This window comes from Bordetella genomosp. 1 (assembly GCF_002261335.1).
Lineage (GTDB): Bacteria > Pseudomonadota > Gammaproteobacteria > Burkholderiales > Burkholderiaceae_B > Bordetella.
The window spans coordinates 29028-47331 of sequence record NZ_NEVL01000002.1; the positions used below are offsets into that span (position 1 = coordinate 29028).

Sequence of the window (18304 nt, forward strand, 5' to 3'; positions counted from 1 at the left end):
CGATCAAACCCTTATGTTCGAATAAATCGCGTTATCGTAAAGCAAAAAGCCCCTAATGGCTTCTTACATGTGTGTATTGCGCGGGCCCGCGGCGCCTGGCCGCAAGCCCGTGGATATCAGCCCTTGAGCGCCTCGATGTGCAGGGTGTCGCCCGCCAGGCGCACTAGCGCCGGCTGGTTGTGCAGGGCGCGGTCGAGCTTGTCTTCGACCACGCGATACACACCCGCCACGGCCAGCAGTTCGGCATCGAGCTGCGTGGTGAAGATGCGCGCCGACGTGTCGCCGCGCGCCCCCGCCATCGCCTTGCCGCGCAGCGGCCCGTAGACGTGCACGTTGCCGTCGGCGATCACTTCCGCACCCTGGCTCACCATGCCGATCACGACCACGTCGGAGTTGCGCGCATACACGCGCTGGCCCGATCGCAGCGGCCGCGTGATGACGAGCGCCGAGCTGCTCTGCGGCGCCCCCGCGGTGTGGCGCGCCGATTCGGCGGTGTTGCCGGCGGCACGACCCGGCACGGCGGCATCGTCGTCGCCCGTCGGCTCTTGCGCCCCGGTGGCCGGCGCCGCGTCGGGCGCGGGCTCCGGCGTGGGGCCGTCGGCGTTCATGTCGAGCGCGGCGGCCTGCACCGACGGCACCGGCGTGGCGACGTCGTTGGGCGGCGTGGTGTCGATGGTGGCCGGCACGCGCGGACCCGGCGTGGACAGCTCCACCGGCGTCAGGCCGGCGGCGCGCGCGGCGTCGAGGTTGGCACCATTCGCCACCACGCCGATGGCCGGCAGGTTGTGATCGCGCAGCGCCTGCACCAGCGCGGGCCAGTCGATCGCCGCGTCGACGCGGCTCGCGTCGATCACCACCGGTTCGTTCTCGAAGAAGCTGCCGGCGTCGGCCATGCGCTTGTCGAGCGCGGCGCGCAGGGCGTCGAGGTCGGCGTTGTTCAGGACCACGCGGATGGCGTAGAGCGTGGCGCTTTTGAAATCCAGGGCTAGGGGTTCGTTGGTCATGGTCGGGGTGTGAGCCAGCCGGCGCGCCACGACTGGGCGCGCGCGGGCCGGTTCTGCAATGTCGGGCATGATAACCCGCGAGAGGGTGCGCCGATAAGGTGAAAACCGCGCCGCGCCCCCATGAATTCAGGCCGTATCGCCGCGCTGCTGCGCGGGCACGACACCGCCGAGCGCGCGGGTCAGGGTGCGCGCGGCCGCCAGCACGTCGGCGGCCTGTTCGCGCACCAGCCGCGCGGTGGGCATGGTGAGCGTGACCGCGCCGGCCAGCGCGCCGTCCGCGCCGAACACCGGCGCCGAGATGCCCGACAGCTCGGGCATGCGATCCCCCTCCAGCACGATGACCTGCTCGCGCCGCACCTGGCGCGCGATGGCGTCGTTGGCGCCCGCATAGGCGCTCAGCACGCGGCCGCCCGCGCCGCGATCGAGCGGCAGCAGATCGCCCGCGCGGATGTGGTCGCGGATCGGCTGCGGCGAATCCACGCGATACAGGCAGAGCCGGTGACCGCCCTGGGCCACGTGATAGGCCGCGCTTTCGCGCGTGCGCGCCGCGAGCTCGCGCAGCACCGGCAGCACCAGATCCTGCAGCGCGAACGAGGCCGCGTAGATGGCGTGCAGCCGCGCCACCTCGGCCCCGAGCGCGTAGTGGCCGCTGGCGCTGCGCCGCACCAGCCCGCCGTGTTCGAGCGAGGCCAACAGCCGCAGCACGGTGCTTTTGTAGAGCCGCGTGCGCGCCGCCAGCTCGGCCAGCGGCAGCTCGCCGTCGCCCGCGCGGAACGCGGCCAGCACGGAGAGGGCGCGGTCGACCGCGGCGGCGCCGCCGGGCGCGGCGTGTTCATCGGCAAGCGAGGGCTGGGTGGCTTTGCGGGGCATGGGCGGGCGGCCGCGGCGGTTGACACCGACGCGGCGAAAGGCAAATAATAAATTAATAGAACGTCGTTCTATCTTACGGAACGATGCGAAAAACGTCAAGGAGACAGCCATGCCCGCAGTCTGGGTCAGTGAGGTCGGGCCGCGCGATGGCCTGCAGAGCATCGCCACGATCATGCCCACCGCCGCCAAGCAGCGCTGGCTCGCGGCGCTGGCGCGCGCCGGCGTGCCCGAGATCGAGGTGGCCTCGTTCGTGCCGGCCCGGCTGATGCCGCAGATGGCCGATGCCGCCGAGGTGGTGCGCGCGGCCTGCGCGTTGCCGGCCCTGCACGTGGCCGCGCTGGCGCCCAATCTGCAGGGGGCGCGCGCCGCGATGGCGGCCGGCGCGCACAAGCTCACGCTGCCGGTGTCCGTGAGCGAAGCGCATTCGCTCGCCAACGTGCGCAAGACCCACGCCGAAATGGTCGAGGTGGTGCGCGGCGTGGTGGCGCTGCGCGATGCCGAATTCGCCGGCGTGCGCATCGAGGCGGGGCTGTCCACCGCCTTCGGCTGCACGCTGGCTGGCGCGGTCAGCGACGCGCAGACGCTGCGCATGGCGCAGACCATGGCCGACTGCGGCGTGGACGAGATCGGCCTGTCGGACACCACCGGCTATGCCAACCCCGCGCAGGTCGGCCGGCTGTTCCGCGCGCTGCGGCGCGAGGTCGGCGAGCGCGCGGGCGGGGCCCACTTCCACAACACGCGCGGCCAGGGCCTGGCCAACGTGGTGGCCGCGCTCGAGGCCGGCGTGACCACCTTCGACGCGAGCCAGGGCGGACTCGGCGGCTGCCCGCACGCGCCCGGCGCCACCGGCAACATCGTCACCGAAGACCTGGTGTTCCTGCTCGAGGCCATGGGCCTGGACACCGGCATCGATCTCGATGCCCTGCTGCAGGCGCGCGCCATCCTGGCCGAGGCGCTGCCGGGCGAGCCGCTGTACGGGCACCTGCCCGATGCCGGCCTGCCCAAGGGCTTCGCCTACGCGCGGGAGGCCGCATGAACGCGCCGCACGACACCGCGCCCGACACCGCGCTGCCGCTGGCCGGCGTGCGCGTGATCGAGTTCACGCACATGGTGATGGGCCCGACCTGCGGCATGGTGCTGGCCGATCTCGGCGCCGAGGTCATCAAGATCGAGCCCGTGCAGGGCGACAACACGCGCCGCCTCAAGGGCTCGGGCGCGGGCTTCTTCGCCATGTTCAACCGCAACAAGAAAAGCCTGCCGGTGGACCTGCACGATCCGCGCGGCCGCGAGCTGGTGCTGCGGCTGATCGCCACCGCCGACATCGTGAGCGAGAACTTCAAGCCCGGCGCGATGGCGCGCCTCGGCCTGGACTACGCCAGCCTCGAGACGCTGAACCCCGGGCTCATCTACGTCTCGCACAAGGGTTTCCTGCCGGGCCCCTACGAGCATCGCACCGCGCTCGACGAGGTGGTGCAGATGATGGGCGGGCTGGCCTACATGACCGGACCGCAGGGCCGGCCGCTGCGCGCCGGCGCCGCAGTCAACGACATCATGGGCGGCATGTTCGGCGCGCTCGGCGCGATGGCTGCGCTGCTGGAGCGGCGCCAGACCGGGCGCGGCCAGCAGGTGCAGAGCGCGCTGTTCGAGAACAACGTGTTCCTGGTCGGGCATCACATGATGCAGTTCGCGGTCACGGGGCAGGCCGCCGCGCCCATGCCGAGCCGCATCTCGGCCTGGGCCGTGTACGACGTGTTCACGGTGGCCGACGAGGCGCAGATCTTCCTGGCGGTGGTGTCGGACACGCAGTGGCGCGTGTTCTGCGAGGCCTTCGGCTATGCCGACCTGGCCGCCGACGCGCGGCTGCACAGCAACAACGAGCGCGTCGACGCGCGCCCCTGGCTCATGCCGATCCTGCGCGAGCGCCTGGCCGCGTTCTCGGCCACCGAGCTGGCGCAGCGCTTCGAGCGGCATGGCCTGCCGTACGCGCCGATCGCCAAGCCGCAGGAGCTGTTCGACGACCCGCATCTGGCCGGCACCGGCGGCCTGGCCGACATCCGCCTGCCCGACGGCGCGCGCCAGGGCGAGACCACGCGCGTGCCGCTGTTGCCGATCACGCTGGGCGGACGCCGGCCCGGCGTGCGCTCGGACCCGCCCGTGCTGGGCGCGCAGGGCCTGGACGTGCTCGACGCCATCGGCGTCGATGCGCGGACGCGGGCCGAACTGATCGAGGCCGGCGTGCTCGGCCCGGTGACCTGAGCCGGCGTCGCGCCGGCCGATTTCATAACAAGACGGAGACAACCATGAAGTTCTCAAGCGCGCATGCGTTCATGCGCTCCCTGTGCGCGGCCGCCGGCCTGGCCGCCGCGATGGCCGGCGCACCGGCCCAGGCCGCCTATCCCGAGCGGCCCATCAACCTGATCGTGCCCATGCCGCCCGGCGGCGGCACCGACACCGTGAGCCGGCTGGTGGCCGAGCGGGTCGGCGCGGGCGGGGCGGGCTGGTCGATGGTGGTGCAGAACAAGCCCGGCGCCACCGGCAACATCGGCATGGAGTTCGTCGCGCGCGCCGAACCCGACGGCTACACGGTGGGCATGGGGCAGGCCGCGAACCTCGCCATCAACCCCGCGATCTATCCGCGCATGCCCTTCAAGCCGGCCGAGGATTTCACGCTGATCGGGCTGGTGGCGGCGCAGCCGGTGGTGCTGGTGGTGCGGGCCGACTCGCCCTACCGCACGCTCAAGGACCTGCTCGACGACGCGCACAAGCGCCCCGCGGGCAGCCTGCGGCTGGCGTCGGCCGGCAACGGCACCATCGGCCACATGGCCGGCATGATGCTGGCGCGCCGCGCCGGCGTGGAATTCCTGCACGTGCCGTACAAGGGCGCCGGCCCGGCGGTCACCGACCTGGTCGGCGGCCAGACCGATCTCTACTTCATCACGCCGCAGACGGCCTTCGCGCTGTTCAAGGCCGGCAAGCTGCGCGCGCTGGCGGTCACCTCGACCTCGCGCCTGGAGGCCCTGCCCGACGTGCCCACGGTGGCCGAGTCCGGCTTCGCGGGCTTCGAGGCCTCGGCCTGGACCGGCATGGTCGGGCCCGCCAACCTGCCCGCGCCCGCGGTGCAGGCGCTCAACGCACGGCTGCAGACCGTGCTGGCCGAGCCCGAGATGAAGCGCCGGCTGGCCGACGAGGGCAGCCAGGTGCTGGGCGGCACGCCGCAGGCGTTCCGCCAATATCTCGACAGCGAGACCGTGAAGTGGGGCGAGGTGGTCAAGGCCGCCGGCATCCGGCTCGACTGAGGCGGCGCACCATGAAAAAAGCCGCGCGGAGCAGACGCCGCGCGGCTTTTTTTTGCGTTGACGCGGGCGGCGCTCAGGCGCCGGCGGCCCACGAGTCTTTCAGCGTGACGATGCGGTTGAGCACCGGCGCGCCCGGCGCCGAGTCCTTCGCGTCGACCGTGAAGTAGCCCAGGCGCTCGAACTGCCAGGTGTTGCCCGGCTCGGTCACGATGCCCGGCTCCAGCCAGGCCTGCACGGTCTGCTTGGAGTTCGGGTTGAGCGCGGCGAGGAAGTCCTTGTCGCCCGCGTCGGGATGCGGATCGGCGAACAGGCGGTCGTAGAGCTGCACCTGCGCCGGCACCGCGTGCGCGGCGCTGACCCAGGTGATGTTGCCCTTGACCTTGACGCTGTCGGCGCCCGGCGTGCCGCTCTTGGTGTCGGGCAGGTATTCGGCCTGCACCTCGACCACGTCGCCGGCTTCGTTCTTGGTGAAGCCGGTGCAGCGCACCACGTAGCCGTATTTCAGGCGCACGGTGTTGCCGGGGAACAGGCGGAAATACTTCTTCGGCGGCTCCTCGCGGAAGTCGTCGCGTTCGATCCAGAGCTCGCGCGAGAACGGGAACTCGCGCACGCCGGCTTCCGGGTCGTGCGGATTGCGCGGCGCGGTGCAGGGCTCGGTCTGGCCTTCGGGATAGTTGGTGATGACCAGCTTGATCGGGTCGAGCACGGCCACCGAACGCGGCGTGGCCGGATCGAGGTCGTCGCGCACGGCCTGCTCCAGCAGGCTGTAGTCGATGCGGGAATCCGATTTCGACACCGCGGTGCGGTCGCAGAACAGCCGGATCGACGACGCGGTGTAGCCGCGGCGGCGCAGCCCGAACAGGGTCGGCATGCGCGGGTCGTCCCAGCCGTCGACGTAGCCTTCGCGCACCAGTTGCAGCAGCTTGCGCTTGCTGGTGACGATGTAGGTCAGGTTCAGGCGCGCGAATTCGTATTGGTGCGGCAGCGGACGGGCCAGCTTGCCCAGGTCGGCCAGGCGCGCCAGGATCCAGTCGTAGAACGGCCGCTGGTCTTCGAACTCCAGCGTGCAGATGCTGTGCGTGATGCCTTCGAGCGCGTCCTCGACCGGATGGGCCCAGCTGTACATCGGGTAGATGCACCACTGGTTGCCGGTGCGGTGGTGGGTGGCATGGCGCACGCGATACATCACCGGGTCGCGCAGGTTGATGTTGGGCGAAGCCATGTCGATCTTGGCCCGCAGCACCAGGCTGCCGTCGGGATGCTTGCCGTCGCGCATCTCGCGCAGGCGGGCCAGCGATTCGGCCGGCGCGCGGTCGCGGAATGGCGAGTTGGTGCCCGGCTCGGTGAGGGTGCCGCGCTGGGCGCGGATCTCGTCGGCGGTCTGCTCGTCCACGTAGGCGTGGCCGGCCTCGACCAGCGCCTCGGCGAACTCATACATATAGCCGAAGTAGTCGCTGGCGAAGTACAGGTTGTCGCGGCCATCGGCCTTCCAGTCGAAGCCGAGCCAGTGCACGGCCTCTTCGATGGCGTCGACGTATTCCTGGTCTTCCTTCTCGGGATTGGTGTCGTCGAAGCGCAGGTGACAGACGCCCCCATACTCCTTGGCCAGCCCGAAGTTCACGCAGATGCTCTTGGCGTGACCGATGTGCAGGTAGCCGTTGGGCTCCGGCGGGAAGCGGGTGCGGATCCGGGCGGTGTCGGGTTCCCCCGCGGCCTGGACGGCTGCCGGGCCGGGACGGCCCGCCCAGCGCTTGTCCTGGAAGCGCTGGGCGTCCAGGTCTTCCTCGATGATGTTGCGCAGATAGTTACTGGCGGCAGGCGGCGTCGGTGCGTGGGTCATTCTGCAAGAATCGGAAAAAGCGGCGACAAAGCGTCAATTTTGCCACGTTCCCGGCCAGAGGCCGTTGCAATCCTGCCTCCCACGGGGGCGGAACAGGCTCTACACTACCGCCCATCATGAATATCGCCCCTCTGCAGCTGGCTCGAACCCAGTTCATGACCAGCCTGAGCTTTCTGGCTCTGTTCCTGGCCATTTCGCTGGCGTTGGCCTGGTTTCTGCTGTTTTTCAAGATCCGGGCCCGCGGCGCCGGCCAGGCCGGCTGGACCGCGGCCTACCGCCTCTGGGTGCGGATATTCGCCCTGGCCTTCGTGCTGGCGCTCGCCGCCGCCGTGCCGGTGCTGGTCCAGCTGGGCAGCCTCTGGCCCGGCCTGATGGACAAGATCGGCAACGTGGCCGGCCCGCTGATCGGCTTCGGCGTGCTGTCGGTATTCGTGCTGAAGTCCTGTTTTCTTGGCGTGATGCTGTTCGGCCAGCGCCGCGTGTCCGACCTGGCCCACACCTTCGCGGTGTTCATGGTGGCCGTGGGCCAGCTGGTGGCCCTGGGCTGGGTGGTGGCGCTCCAGACCTGGATGCAGACCCCCGACGGCGCCGCCCTGATCGACGGGCGCTACCAGGTCTACGACTGGTGGGAAGTCATCTTCAACCCCTCGTTCGGCTGGCGCGCCGGCGCCACCGTGGTGGGCGCCGCGCTGGCGGCCGCTTTCCTGATGATCGGCGTGCACGCCCTGCAGGCCCTGCGCCGCCCCCTCGACGACGGCGAACGCCTGGCGTTCAAGGCCGCGGTGGTGGTGGCGCTGGTGGCCGCGGCCCTGCAATGGCCGGTGGCGCAGAGCCTGCGCGACCTCACCGTGCGGCACCAGCCCGCCAAGGCGGCCGCGCTCGCGGGCTACTGGCACAGCGGCGGCAAGCCCGAGATCGCGGTCTGGGGCTGGCCCGACGCCGAGAGCCAGGCCAACCTGGGCGCCTGGACGCTGCAGAACACCGGGCAGCGCTGGCTCGCCCTCGACCCCAACGGCCTGTACATCGGGCTCGACAAATACTCCGGCATGCAGCCGCCCGTGGCGCTGGTGTTCTGGTCGCTGCGCGTGGCGGTGCTGCTGGGCGCCCTGATGTTCGTGGCCGCGCTGGTGTCGTTCCTGGGCACCATGCGGCGCGGCTTCGATCCGGGCGTGATGCCGCGCTGGTGGCTGCGCCTGCTCACCGGCATGATGTTCTCGGGCGGGGCCGCCGTGGTGGCCTCGCTGTGGGTGTCGCTGCTGGGCCTGCAGCCCTATCTGGTCAACCGCAGCATCACCCAGTCCGAGGTGCTGAGTCCGGTCGCCGCCTCCACGCTGGGCTACGGCCTGGTCGCGTGGGGCGTGCTCTATTTCATATTGCTGGCGGCCTTCATCGGCATGCTGTTCCACGCGGCGCGCTACGGCGTGGTGCCCGTGCGCAAGACGGGAGGTACGCCATGATCGCCACTCTGGCCGCTTCGCTCGGGCTGGCGCCCGACGATCCGATGTTCTGGATGCCCATGGTCTTCATGGGGCTGCTGCTGTTGCTGATCGCCGCCGGCATCGTGTTCGACGGCTTCGACCTCGGCGTCGGCATCCTGCTGCAGATCGCGCCCTCGGAAGAACGCGGCCGCATGATGGGCCTGCTGTCGCCCTGGCGCGACGCCAACGAGTTCTGGCCGCTGCTGGGGGTCGGGCTGTTCGCCTCGGCCTTTCCGTTCGCCTGGGGCGCCATCACCGGCAAGCTGGTCGGGCCGCTGATGGTGGTCACGCTGGGCATCGTGCTGCGCAGTGTCGCGTTCGAGTTCCGCATCCGCGCGCGCCAGGAACACAAGCCGCGCTGGATCTTCGGCTTCTGGATCGGCTCGCTGCTGACCGCGATCGGGCAGGGCATGGTGCTGGGCCGCATCGCCACCGACTACCAGAGCGACGCGGGCTACGGCTGGTTCTCGCTGTTCGTGGGCCTGTGCGCGGTGGCGGCCTACGCGCTGCTGGGGGCCTGCTGGCTGGTGATGCGCGTCGACGGCGACCTGCAGCGCCGTGCGGCCCGCTGGGCGCGCCATTCGATCCGCTGGACGGCGGCCGGCATGGTGGCGATCGCCGTCACCCTCGGCCTGGCCAACGCGGGCATCTTCTACAAATGGAGCAACGCGGCGCATCTGGGCGCGGCCACGGCCGTGTGGGCCGGCATGCTGCTGTGTTTCGTGAGCGCCGAGGTGTTCCTGGCGCGCGTGCCGACCAAGCCCGACAGCTTCAGCTGGGCGCCGTTCGTGCTCTGCGTGCTGCTGTATGTGCTGATGCTGCTCGGCCTGGCCTACAGCTTCTTCCCGTATCTGATCCTCGACGACATGACCATCTGGGACGGCAGCGGCGCGCTCGGCTCGATGCGGCTGGTGCTGGCCGGCGTGGTGGTCGGCGTGCCGGTGGTGCTGATCTTCAACCTGCTGGCCTACCGCTCGGTGTTCGGCAAGGAGCGCCGCCCGGTGGCGCTGCTGCCGCCGCCCTCGGTGTCCTGAACCGCCCGTTTCCCCATGCAAGAGGCCGCCCGCGGGCGGCCTCTTGCATGGATGGCGCCATCGGCCTCAGGCCGGATCGGTCGGCGCCAGCGGCAGGGTGATGCGTACCAGCAGGCCGCCGCCGCTGTGGTCGCCCAGCTCGAGCGTGCCGCCGTGGGCGCGCGTGATGGCCTCGGTGAGCGCGAGGCCCAGGCCCACGTTGCCGGTGCGGGTGCGGGCGTCGTCGAGACGGGCGAACGGCCGCAGCGCCTCGGCGCGCCGTGGCGCGGCGATGCCGGTGCCGTGGTCGCCCACCTCCAGCACCGCGTGGTTGCCGTCGCGTGCCAGGCGCACGTCGATGGGCGGCGCGCCGTGGTGCAGGGCGTTGCCGATCAGGTTGTCGAGCAGGCGGCCGAGCGCCACCGCGTCGGCCTGCACGTGCAGGCTGTCGTCCTCGGGCGCGTCCAGCGTGATGGCGGTGTTGGTGCTCTGCCAGGCGCCGACGCGGTCGCGCGCCCAGTCCACCATCTCGAGCGGGGCGTAGCGGTAGGCCGCGGGGTCGGTGCCGCGCACGAAGCCGATGAACTGGTCCACCATGTGCTGCATGTCCTGGAGGTCTTTGCGCAGGCCCTCCTTGAGCACGGAATCGTCGGCCATCTCGATGCGCAGCCACATGCGCGACAGCGGTCCCTTCAGGTCGTGCGGCAGGCCCGAGAGCAGGGTGCGTCGCACCGAGTCGGATTCGGCCAGCGCGTCCAGCATGGCGTTGAAGCGCTCGCCGAGCGCCCGCGTCTCGTGCGGGCCGGCGGGCTCGACGCGCTGCGGCTGGCCCGCGGCGAGCTGGTCGGCGGCCTGGGCCAGGCGCGTGAGCGGCCGCGTGATGTGCCAGGAGAACCAGGCCGCCAGCATGAGCACCAGGCCCAGCCCGCCGAGCCAGAAGGCCACCAGCGGCGAGGACACGGGCGGATCCAGGCGTTCGAGCGGGATCACCAGCCATTCGCGCAGCAGCGGCGCGTCTTCGCTGGCCGGGTTGGGCGCGAGCGAAATGTAGACCTCGGCGCGCGGGCCGCGCGACAGCGCCACGCGGGTGCCGTCGTTGAGGCGGATGTTGAGCTCGCGCACCAGGTCGCGCAGGTCGCGCCGCACGTCATCGGGGTCATCGTGGGGGTGGCGCGCGCGCCGCTGCGCCTCCATGCGGCGGAACGCCTCCATGCGCTGTTCGCGTTCGACCGGATCGTCGAGGTCGTCGTCGCGCGGCGGACCGGGCGGGGGCGGCGGCATGGCGCCCGGCATGAAGCGGTCGGGCGGCGGCATGTTCAGGCGCTGCAGGCGCGCCTCGGCCGGCAGCATGCGCGACCACAGCCGCCATTGATTCTGCGACGCGGCCCGCACGAAATCGGCGCGGTCCTCGGCAGGGATCTGCGCCAGCGAGGCGCGCAGCGTGCGGATGGTGGTGGCGATGTAGCCGATCGCGACGTCCTCCATGAACTTCTGGCGGAAGTACGACACGGTGGCCAGCGTGGCGGCCTGGGTCAGCAGCACCGATCCCAGCACGAGCAGGATCAGCCGCGCGCGCAGCGAGCGCGGCACCAGGCGTGCGGGCGAGAACGTCATGGCGCGAAGCGGTAGCCGATGCCCCAGACCGTCTGGATCCAGCGCGGCTGCTTGGGATCTTCCTCGATCGCGCGACGCAGGCGCAGGATCGCGATGTCGATGGCGCGGTCGTTGCGTTCGCCGCTGTCGTCGTCGCGGGCCAGCGCCAGCAGGCGCTCGCGCGACAGCGGCTTGCCGGCGTTGCGCACCAGCGCCTCGAGCAGGTTGATCTCGCCGCCGGTGAGTTTCACGGGCGTGTCATCGCGCAGCAACTGGCGCGTGGTGGGATCGAAGACGAACGGCCCGAAGGAAACCGGCGCGTCCTTGGTGAGGGCCGAGGGGCCGCGCTTGCGCCGCAGCACCGCCTCGATGCGGGCCAGCAGCTCGCGCGGGTCGAAGGGCTTGCCGAGGTAGTCGTCGGCGCCGGCCTCCAGGCCGATGATGCGGTCGACCGCCTCGTCGCGCGCGGTCAGCAGGATCACGGGAATGTCTTCGCCCTGTTCGCGCAGGCGGCGGCACGCATCCGCGCCGTCACCGCCGGGCAGCATGCGGTCGAGCACCAGCAGGTCGGGCACGTAGCGCGTGATGCGCGCGGCCAGGTCGCTGGCGTCGGGCGCCAGCAGCGTGTCGTAACCGTGGCGGTTGAGGTAGTCGGCCAGCAACTGGCGCAGGGCAGGGTCGTCGTCGACCACCAACAGCTTGGTATGCGGATTTTCCATGGATGCCAGTGTCGTTCGCGGCCCGCCAGGGGGCAAGTGGGAAGAAATCGATTGAAAAATATAACGGTAACCAGCCGACCCTGCGTGCACGCCATGCCTGGGCTTAGAATAGCCGGCTCGTGCCCGCCGGCCTTCAAGCAGGCGAGACTTCCCGTGCCGTTTTTTTAAGATCGTTTACAGATGTGGCGCCGCAGACTTTCTAAACTGATTCGCAATATGGCTGCTCGCGAACGTGAAGAAAAGCGGGTCTCGCGCACCATCCTGGCCACGGTACTCGGCGCCAACATGGCGCTGGCCGCCTGCGCCGCGCCCGACGGCCCCACCCCGGTTTCATCCCCTGCCACGCCGCCCGCCGCAGCGGCGGCGCGTCCTGCCGCGCAGGCCAAGGCGCCGGCGCGCCTCGTCGCCTCCAACGAGATTTCACGATATGGCATCGGCGTGCTGTCGCCGGTCCAGCCGCAGCCGGTCGCGCCCGCCTCGCAGCTCGATGCCTACGCCTTGCCGCCCGAACCCGATCCCTGCCTGGCCGTGACCTCGCCCGATGCCGATGCCGCGGCGGCGCCGCCGGCCGCCGCGCCCGGCGAGGGCCTGCAGGTGCAGGACACCCCGCCGCTGGGGCTGGACGCCGCACCGGCCGCGCCCGCTGCCGCCCCGGCGATCGAGTGCGCGTCGCCGTTTCCGGCGGCCTATGACACCACGCCGAACTCGGCCGCCTACTCCTTCGACATCGACGCCGCCGACCTGGCCGCCGCCCGCCCGGTGGGCGGCATGGGCATCACGGCGCCGCGCGCGCGCTGGTTCTCGGCCGTGAGCTCGGTGCCGACCTCTTCGTACTCCGGGCGCAGCTGGCGCTACACGCCCGACGTGGGCGGCCCCTCGCTGGGCGTGGGCAACATCACCAGCGCGGCGCCCTCGTGGGGCAGCAGTGCGCCCATCGGCGGCATTCAGCTGTCCGAGCGCAGTGGCACCGGCCTGCGGGCCGGCGAGCTGGGCTATGCCTCCTCGATCGGGCGCCTGAACCTCATGGACCCGGCCGCGACCTCGGGCGCGGTCGACTACGGCGCCTCGGCCGGCAGCGGCATGGTGCGCTACGGCCTGACCTCCGACGTCACGCTCGAAGGCCAGATGCAGTCGGCGCCGCAGCTCAGCACGCGCGGCTTCGGCACCACCTACCGGGCCGGCGACATCGGCACCTTCCAGGCCGGCGCCACGCAGAGCAGCTTCGATTCGGTCAACGCCTGGCGCTACCGCTTCGGCTACAGCGTCACGATGTCGGATGCGGTCACCCTGGGCGTGACCGGCGAGGACATCGGCGCCGGCTTCAACGACCTGTCTTCCTACACCGGCGGCGCCTCGAGCGCGCGCCAGATGCGCAGCACGCTGTCGGCGGGCGTGCCGATCTCGGGCTGGGGCACGCTCAGCGGCACCTACACCTCGGGCGTGATCGACAACAACGACCCCAACGAACGCCGCGTCGGGCTCGAGCAGAGCATGCTGCTCGCGCCCAAGGTGCAGTTCGCGCTGGGGGCCGACCGCGATCTCGTCACCGGCGAATACGGCTGGCGCGCGCGCCTTTCCATGCCGGTCGACACCTTCATGCGCGGCCGCTGGTTCGGCTTCTGACACGGTCGTGCAGCGGGAGAAACGGGGCCGGCTCAAACGGGGCGTAAAATCCCCGTCATGATGCTATTGGCTGCTACTCATGTCTGAAGAACGCGCTCTGGGCGTGCTCGAGCGCGTTTTCGGTTACGAATCCTTCCGCGGCGACCAGCAGGCCATCGTCCAGCACGTCATCGACGGCGGCGATGCCCTGGTCCTGATGCCCACCGGCGGCGGCAAGTCCCTCTGTTACCAGGTGCCCGCGCTCGTGCGCGAGGGCACCGGTATCGTGGTCTCGCCGCTCATCGCGCTGATGCAGGATCAGGTCGACGCGCTCACCGAGCTGGGCGTGCGCGCCGCCTACCTGAACTCCACGCAAGACTGGCGCATCACGCGCGAGGTCGAGCAGGAATTCCTCAACGGCCAGCTCGACCTGCTCTACGTGGCGCCCGAGCGGCTCCTGACCGACCGCTGCCTGCAGTTGCTCGAGCGCGGCAATATCGCGCTGTTCGCCATCGACGAGGCGCACTGCGTGTCGCAGTGGGGCCATGATTTCCGGCCCGAATACCTCGGGCTGTCGATGCTGCACGAGCGCTGGCCCAACGTGCCGCGCATCGCGCTCACCGCCACGGCCACCGCCGAGACCCGGGTCGAGATCGCGCAGCGGCTCGCGCTCGATGATGCGCGCCATTTCGTCGCCAGCTTCGACCGCCCCAACATCCGCTACCGCATCATCGAGAAAAACGAGGTGCGCAAGCAGCTGCTCGACCTGATCCAGAGCGAGCACGAGGGCGATTCCGGCGTGGTCTACTGCCTGTCGCGCGCCCGGGTCGAGGAGACCGCCGAGTTCCTGTGCAACAACGGCATCAATGCCTTGCCCTATCACGCCGGCCTGGCCGCGCAGGTGCGGGCCGAAAACCAGTCGCGCTTCCTGCGCGAGGACGGCATCGTGATGGTGGCCACCATCGCGTTCGGCATGGGCATCGACAAGCCCGACGTGCGCTTCGTGGCCCACATCGACCTGCCCAAGTCGGTCGAGGGCTACTACCAGGAAACCGGCCGCGCCGGCCGCGACGGCCTGCCGGCCACCGCCTGGCTGGCCTACGGCCTGCAGGACGTGGTGCAGCAGCGCCGCATGATCGACGAGTCGCCCGGCGACGAGACCTACCGCCGCCGGCTCGGGCAGCAGCTCGACGCGATGCTGGGCCTGTGCGAAACGGTGGAATGCCGGCGGGTGCGCTTGCTGGCCTATTTCGGCCAGACCATCACCGCCTGCGGCAACTGCGACGTCTGCCTCGACCCGCCCCAGGCCTGGGACGGCACCGTGGCGGCGCAGAAGGTGCTGTCGGCCGTGTATCGCCTGGGCCGCGAGCGCGGCCAGCGCTACGGCGCCGGCCACATCATCGACATCCTGCGCGGCAAGAGCACCGACCGCACCCGCCAGAACGACCACGAATCGCTCAGCGTGTTCGGCATCGGCGAAGACCTCTCCGAAACGGCGTGGCGCGGCGTGCTGCGCCAGCTGCTCGCGCAGGGCCTGCTGATGGTCGACACCGACGGCTACGGCACGCTGGCCCTCACCGAAGACAGCCGCACCGTGCTCAAGGGCGAACGCCAGCTCATGCTGCGCCGCGAGCCCGAGAAGAAGGCGCGCGCCGGGCGCGGCGGCAGCACCCGCGCCAAGGCCCCGATCATCGACCTGCCGGCCGAGGCCCAGCCCGTGTTCGAGGCGCTGCGCGCCTGGCGCGGCGAGGTGGCCAAGAGCCATGGCGTGCCGGCCTACGTGATCTTCCACGACGCCACCCTGCGCGAGATCGCGCTGGCCCAGCCTGATTCGATCGACGCGCTCGGCCACATCAGCGGCGTGGGCGCGCGCAAGCTCGAGGCCTATGGCGAGGAGATCCTGCGCACCGTCTCCAGCCCCCGGCTGTAGCCGGCGGCGCGCGCAAGGAAAAAGGGCCCGCGAGGGCCCTTTTCCCTGGGTGCCGGCCGTGCAGCGCGCGCCGAGGGGTGGACCGGGCGTCGCGCCGGCCGCGGCCGGCGCGGCGTCAGAACAGGTCGCCGCTCGACGACACGCTGCCCGACGGCGGGGTCAGGCCCAGGTGGCGCCAGGTGGTCTGCGTGGCGACGCGGCCGCGCGGGGTGCGTTGCAGGTAGCCGTGCTGGATCAGGTAGGGCTCGATCACGTCTTCGATGGTGTCGCGCTCTTCGCCCACGGCGGCGGCCAGGCTGTCCACGCCCACCGGCCCGCCATCGAACTTGTGCACGATGGCCTCGAGCAGCTTGCGGTCCATCAGGTCGAGGCCCTGCGGATCGACCTCCAGCATGGCCAGGGCCAGCCCGGCCGACTCGGCGTCGATGCGACCGTCGGTCTTGACCTCGGCGTAGTCGCGCACGCGGCGCAGCAGGCGGTTGGCGATACGCGGCGTGCCGCGCGAGCGCCGCGCCACTTCGCGCGCGCCGTCGGTGGTGATCTCGGCGTTGAGCAGCTTGGCGCTGCGCGTGACGATGTGGGTCAGGTCTTCGGTGTTGTAGAACTCGAGGCGCGACACGATGCCGAAGCGGTCGCGCAGCGGATTGGTGAGCATGCCGGCGCGCGTGGTGGCGCCCACCAGCGTGAAGGGCTGCAGATCGAGCTTGACGCTGCGCGCCGCCGGCCCTTCGCCGATCAGGATGTCGATCTGGAAGTCTTCGAGCGCCGGGTAGAGGATTTCTTCCACGACGGGCGAGAGGCGATGGATCTCGTCGATGAACAGCACGTCGTTCTTCTCGAGATTGGTGAGCAGCGCGGCCAGGTCGCCGGGGCGCTCCAGCACCGGCCCGGAGGTCTGGCGCAGCTGCACGCCCATTTCGTGGGCGATGATGTGCGCCAGCGTGGTCTTGCCCAGGCCGGGCGGGCCGAACAGCAGCACGTGGTCGAGCGCCTCGCCGCGCTTGCGCGCGGCCGCGATGAAGATCTCGAGCTGCTCGCGTGCGCGTTGCTGGCCCACGTATTCCTGCAGCGCCTTCGGGCGCAGCGCACGCTCGATCGACTCCTCGTTGGGGGAGGCGGGCTGGGGCGTGACCAGGCGCGGGGCGTCGGGGCGGGTGGAAAGCGAGTCGGACTGTATGGCCATGGCAATCGGGAAAGCGGGCGGCGGCCCTGGGATCGTACACCCCGGGCGGCAGGGTGCATTGACCGATTTTCGCATGCCCGGCGCGCTTGCGGCGGACCCCCGCTCAGGGCAGAATCAAAGCACTCCTGACGAACGAGGGCAGCGTGATGCGTATCCTTGTCATCGGCGGCACCGGATTCATCGGCCGCCATCTGGTGGCCCGCCTGTCGGCGGCCGAGCACCGGGTGCTGGTGCCCACGCGCGCGATCGCCCGCGGGCGCGACCTGCAGGTGCTGCCCACGGTCACCGTGGTGCAGGCCGACATCCACGACGATGCCGCGCTCGACGACCTGCTGCGCCAGGCCGACGCCGTGGTCAATCTCGTGGGCCTGCTGCACGGCAACCGCGGCCGTCCCTACGGGTCCGATTTCGCCCGCGCCCACGTGCGGCTGCCCGAGCGCATCGCGCAGGGTTGCGTGCGCAACGGCGTGCACCGCATGCTGCACATGAGCGCGCTCGGCGCCGATCCGGCCGGGCCCAGCATGTACCAGCGCTCCAAGGGCGACGGCGAGGCCGCCGTGATCGCCGCCTTTGCGGGCGCCCACGAGGCCGCCTGGACCTTCTTCCGGCCCTCGGTGGTGTTCGGCCCCGACGACCGCTTCACCAACACCTTCGCCGGCCTGGCGCGCTGGTTTCCGTTCCTGCCCATCGCGGGCGCCGATGCGCGCATGCAGCCGGTCTACGTGGGCGACGTGGCCGACGCCATGATGGCCGCGCTGGCCAACAATCACACGCGCGGCAAGGTCTACGAGCTCGGCGGCCCGCAGGTCTACACGCTGGGCGAGCTGGTGCGGCTGTGCGCACTCTGGAGCGGCCATCCGCGGCCCGTGATCGCCGTGCCGATGGCGCTGGGCCGGCTGCAGGCCGCGGTGCTGGGCCTGTTGCCCGGCGATCCGCTGATCTCGAACGACAACCTCGATTCGCTGGGCGTGCCCAATGTGTTGAGCGGCCCGATGGCGCCCGAGCTCGGCCTGGTGCCCACCGCGCTCGACGCGCTGGCGCCGCGCTATCTGTCGGGCCGGGGGTAGGGGCCGGCGGCGCCGTGCGGCGAGCGGCCAGCGGCCGATCGCGTGCAGCGGGCGGCGCGTCGAGGCAAAAAAAATGGCGGCACCGCGTGCCGCCATTTTTGCGTTCTGCGTGCGGGCCGGGCGCGGCTCAGCGCACCAGCGACTTGAGCGCGAGCCGGATGCCATCCGACACGCTCACGCCTTCCGGCAGGCCCTTGAGCGCGGCCTGCGATTCCTTGTCGGAGTAGCCCAGCGCCAGCAGCGCATTGAGGATGTCGGCCTGGCCTTCCTGGATCGGGTGCGCGCTCGCACCGATGTCGGCGCCGAGCTTGCCGCGCATCTCGAGCAGCAGGCGCTCGGCCGTTTTCTTGCCGATGCCCGGCACGCGCGTGAGGCGGCCGGCCTCCTGCAGCGTGATGGCCTGTGCCAGGTCGGCCACCGACAGGCCCGACAGCACCGACAGCGCGGTGCGCGCGCCGATGCCGCTCACCTTCACCAGCTCGCGGAACGCGCTGCGCTCGCTGGCGGTGGCGAAGCCATACAGCAGGTGCGCGTCTTCGCGCACCACCAGATGGGTGTAGAGCGTGACGCGCGCGCCGTTTTCGGGCAGGGCGTAGAGCGTGCTCATGGGCACGTCGATGTCGTAGCCCACGCCGTTCACGTCGACACAGACGACGGGGGGCGATTTCTCGATCAGGGTTCCGGTGATGCGTCCGATCATGGCGTCAGG

At 70.9% G+C, this 18304-nt stretch carries 15 protein-coding genes; 8 read left to right on the plus strand and 7 right to left on the minus strand.

The annotated features are described in order from the left end of the window. Positions 1-116 precede the first annotated feature (116 nt). Together minC and CEG14_RS05220 are read right to left on the minus strand one after the other, a co-directional pair. Entirely contained in the window at positions 117-1004 is an 888-nt protein-coding gene (minC, locus tag CEG14_RS05215) for a septum site-determining protein MinC (RefSeq protein ID WP_094825317.1), read from the minus strand. 126 nt (positions 1005-1130) lie between these two features. Continuing rightward, entirely contained in the window at positions 1131-1874 is a 744-nt protein-coding gene (locus tag CEG14_RS05220; RefSeq protein ID WP_094825318.1) for an IclR family transcriptional regulator, read from the minus strand. 109 nt (positions 1875-1983) lie between these two features. Between CEG14_RS05220 and CEG14_RS05225 the strand changes: the two genes are divergently transcribed. Genes CEG14_RS05225 through CEG14_RS05235 form a run of 3 tightly spaced genes read left to right on the plus strand, consistent with a single transcriptional unit; the run spans position 1984 to position 5170 of the window. Further along, positions 1984-2910 (plus strand): hydroxymethylglutaryl-CoA lyase, encoded by a 927-nt coding sequence (locus CEG14_RS05225; protein WP_094825319.1) that lies wholly within the window; start codon positions 1984-1986, stop codon positions 2908-2910. Continuing rightward, on the plus strand, positions 2907-4130 hold the full coding sequence (locus CEG14_RS05230; RefSeq protein WP_094825320.1) for a CaiB/BaiF CoA transferase family protein: 1224 nt from the start codon (positions 2907-2909) through the stop codon (positions 4128-4130). Before CEG14_RS05225 ends, CEG14_RS05230 begins: the two co-directional genes overlap by 4 nt. 44 nt (positions 4131-4174) lie before the next feature. Then, on the plus strand, positions 4175-5170 hold the full coding sequence (locus CEG14_RS05235) for a Bug family tripartite tricarboxylate transporter substrate binding protein (protein ID WP_256985586.1): 996 nt from the start codon (positions 4175-4177) through the stop codon (positions 5168-5170). Between the two features lie 73 nt (positions 5171-5243). On the opposite strand, the gene CEG14_RS05240 is transcribed toward CEG14_RS05235, so the two are convergent. Next, positions 5244-7010, minus strand: a complete 1767-nt coding sequence (locus tag CEG14_RS05240; protein ID WP_094825321.1) for a glutamine--tRNA ligase/YqeY domain fusion protein — start codon at positions 7008-7010, stop codon at positions 5244-5246. A 116-nt stretch (positions 7011-7126) separates the two neighbouring features. Here CEG14_RS05240 and CEG14_RS05245 point away from each other — a divergent pair, with 116 nt between their 5' ends. Further along, positions 7127-8467, plus strand: coding sequence for a cytochrome ubiquinol oxidase subunit I (locus tag CEG14_RS05245; RefSeq protein WP_094825322.1), 1341 nt, complete (start codon positions 7127-7129; stop codon positions 8465-8467). Beyond that, positions 8464-9522, plus strand: a complete 1059-nt coding sequence (locus tag CEG14_RS05250) for a cytochrome d ubiquinol oxidase subunit II (RefSeq protein WP_094825323.1) — start codon at positions 8464-8466, stop codon at positions 9520-9522. The genes CEG14_RS05245 and CEG14_RS05250 overlap by 4 nt, the downstream gene beginning before the upstream one ends. A 66-nt stretch (positions 9523-9588) precedes the next feature. Here the strand turns inward: CEG14_RS05250 and CEG14_RS05255 are convergent, their stop codons facing one another. Beyond that, positions 9589-11115 (minus strand): sensor histidine kinase, encoded by a 1527-nt coding sequence (locus CEG14_RS05255; protein WP_094825324.1) that lies wholly within the window; start codon positions 11113-11115, stop codon positions 9589-9591. Then, positions 11112-11813 (minus strand): response regulator, encoded by a 702-nt coding sequence (locus CEG14_RS05260; RefSeq protein ID WP_094825325.1) that lies wholly within the window; start codon positions 11811-11813, stop codon positions 11112-11114. The genes CEG14_RS05255 and CEG14_RS05260 overlap by 4 nt, the downstream gene beginning before the upstream one ends. A 180-nt stretch (positions 11814-11993) precedes the next feature. Between CEG14_RS05260 and CEG14_RS05265 the strand changes: the two genes are divergently transcribed. Together CEG14_RS05265 and recQ are read left to right on the plus strand one after the other, a co-directional pair. Continuing rightward, positions 11994-13436: a fimbrial protein gene (locus CEG14_RS05265; RefSeq protein ID WP_094825326.1), complete on the plus strand. Its 1443-nt coding sequence runs from the start codon at positions 11994-11996 to the stop codon at positions 13434-13436. A gap of 79 nt (positions 13437-13515) precedes the next feature. Next, complete coding sequence (gene recQ / locus CEG14_RS05270; RefSeq protein WP_094825327.1) at positions 13516-15345, plus strand: DNA helicase RecQ; 1830 nt, start codon at positions 13516-13518, stop codon at positions 15343-15345. 115 nt (positions 15346-15460) lie between these two features. Here the strand turns inward: recQ and ruvB are convergent, their stop codons facing one another. After that, positions 15461-16528 carry a Holliday junction branch migration DNA helicase RuvB gene (gene ruvB, locus CEG14_RS05275; protein ID WP_094825328.1) on the minus strand — a complete coding sequence of 356 codons (1068 nt, stop codon included), beginning with the start codon at positions 16526-16528 and terminating at the stop codon, positions 15461-15463. 146 nt (positions 16529-16674) lie between these two features. On the opposite strand from ruvB, the gene CEG14_RS05280 reads away from it, so the two are divergent. Continuing rightward, entirely contained in the window at positions 16675-17595 is a 921-nt protein-coding gene (locus CEG14_RS05280) for a complex I NDUFA9 subunit family protein (protein ID WP_094825329.1), read from the plus strand. A 127-nt stretch (positions 17596-17722) separates the two neighbouring features. Here the strand turns inward: CEG14_RS05280 and ruvA are convergent, their stop codons facing one another. Continuing rightward, positions 17723-18295 (minus strand): Holliday junction branch migration protein RuvA, encoded by a 573-nt coding sequence (gene ruvA, locus CEG14_RS05285; RefSeq protein ID WP_094825330.1) that lies wholly within the window; start codon positions 18293-18295, stop codon positions 17723-17725. Positions 18296-18304: the final 9 nt, after the last annotated feature.

What these genes read in the sequence shown, in the direction of transcription:
- minC (WP_094825317.1), bottom strand. Translation starts at nt 1,004, where the DNA reads ATGACCAACGAACCCCTAGCCCTGGATTTCAAAAGCGCCACGCTCTAC.
- CEG14_RS05220 (WP_094825318.1), bottom strand. Translation starts at nt 1,874, where the DNA reads ATGCCCCGCAAAGCCACCCAGCCCTCGCTTGCCGATGAACACGCCGCG.
- CEG14_RS05225 (WP_094825319.1), top strand. Translation starts at nt 1,984, where the DNA reads ATGCCCGCAGTCTGGGTCAGTGAGGTCGGGCCGCGCGATGGCCTGCAG.
- CEG14_RS05230 (WP_094825320.1), top strand. Translation starts at nt 2,907, where the DNA reads ATGAACGCGCCGCACGACACCGCGCCCGACACCGCGCTGCCGCTGGCC.
- CEG14_RS05235 (WP_256985586.1), top strand. Translation starts at nt 4,175, where the DNA reads ATGAAGTTCTCAAGCGCGCATGCGTTCATGCGCTCCCTGTGCGCGGCC.
- CEG14_RS05240 (WP_094825321.1), bottom strand. Translation starts at nt 7,010, where the DNA reads ATGACCCACGCACCGACGCCGCCTGCCGCCAGTAACTATCTGCGCAAC.
- CEG14_RS05245 (WP_094825322.1), top strand. Translation starts at nt 7,127, where the DNA reads ATGAATATCGCCCCTCTGCAGCTGGCTCGAACCCAGTTCATGACCAGC.
- CEG14_RS05250 (WP_094825323.1), top strand. Translation starts at nt 8,464, where the DNA reads ATGATCGCCACTCTGGCCGCTTCGCTCGGGCTGGCGCCCGACGATCCG.
- CEG14_RS05255 (WP_094825324.1), bottom strand. Translation starts at nt 11,115, where the DNA reads ATGACGTTCTCGCCCGCACGCCTGGTGCCGCGCTCGCTGCGCGCGCGG.
- CEG14_RS05260 (WP_094825325.1), bottom strand. Translation starts at nt 11,813, where the DNA reads ATGGAAAATCCGCATACCAAGCTGTTGGTGGTCGACGACGACCCTGCC.
- CEG14_RS05265 (WP_094825326.1), top strand. Translation starts at nt 11,994, where the DNA reads ATGTGGCGCCGCAGACTTTCTAAACTGATTCGCAATATGGCTGCTCGC.
- recQ (WP_094825327.1), top strand. Translation starts at nt 13,516, where the DNA reads ATGTCTGAAGAACGCGCTCTGGGCGTGCTCGAGCGCGTTTTCGGTTAC.
- ruvB (WP_094825328.1), bottom strand. Translation starts at nt 16,528, where the DNA reads ATGGCCATACAGTCCGACTCGCTTTCCACCCGCCCCGACGCCCCGCGC.
- CEG14_RS05280 (WP_094825329.1), top strand. Translation starts at nt 16,675, where the DNA reads ATGCGTATCCTTGTCATCGGCGGCACCGGATTCATCGGCCGCCATCTG.
- ruvA (WP_094825330.1), bottom strand. Translation starts at nt 18,295, where the DNA reads ATGATCGGACGCATCACCGGAACCCTGATCGAGAAATCGCCCCCCGTC.